Origin of the sequence: Microbacterium sp. BF1, assembly GCF_019279095.1 — a bacterium.
Lineage (GTDB): Bacteria > Actinomycetota > Actinomycetes > Actinomycetales > Microbacteriaceae > Microbacterium > Microbacterium maritypicum.
In genome coordinates, this window is record NZ_JAGYWT010000776.1 from 1 (window position 1) to 738 (window position 738).

The 738-nt window shown below is 67.9% G+C and carries 1 pseudogene; it reads right to left on the bottom strand.

From position 1 onward, the window contains the following. Positions 1-13 precede the first annotated feature (13 nt). Positions 14-738: pseudogene (locus KZA10_RS16710) on the bottom strand (IS3-like element ISAar43 family transposase); the annotation flags it as partial.

Sequence of the window (738 nt, forward strand, 5' to 3'; positions counted from 1 at the left end):
TGGGCCGCCCCCTTCATTCGGTCCGGTCGCTGTGCGAGTCGTCGGTTTCCGATTGATGGGTGCATTGCCGAGCGTAGTCGACGGGTGCGAGGTAGCCGAGCGATGAATGCCGGCGGTCGTGGTTGTATTCGGTCTTCCAGTCGCCGATCACGACCTGGGCGTGGAGCAGCGAGTAGAAGCTGTTGATGTTCAGGCACTCGTCGCGGAGCCTGCTGTTGAACGACTCGACGTACCCGTTGTGCCAGGGCGAGCCGGGCGGGATGTAGAACAGGCCGGTGCGGGTGCCGGCCCAGTCGGCCATCGCGTCGCTGATGAACTCGGGGCCGTTGTCGGATCGGAGCACCGCGGGGGCGCCGCGGACGGCGACGAGGTCCTCGAGGTGGGCGGTGAGCCGGTCCGCGGTGATCGACCGTTCGACGAGCCCGCCGATGCACTCGCGGGTGTGCTCGTCGACGATGGAGCAGATCTTGATCGGACGGCCCTGCTCGTCCGCGTCGAACTGGAAGTCCACCGCCCACACGAGGTTCGGTGCGACCGCTGCCGGGGCGTCGACGGTCGAAGACCCAACGCGTTTGCGGCGACGCCGCTGCGGGACGCGCAGCCCTTCCTCGCGCCAGAGCCGTTGGATCTTCTTGTGGTTCACGACCCACCCCTCGCCGCGGGCATCGTGGTAGGCCCTGCGGTATCCCCACCGCGGGTGCTTCTTCGCATACGCCCGCAGCCAGTCCCGCAACGCCA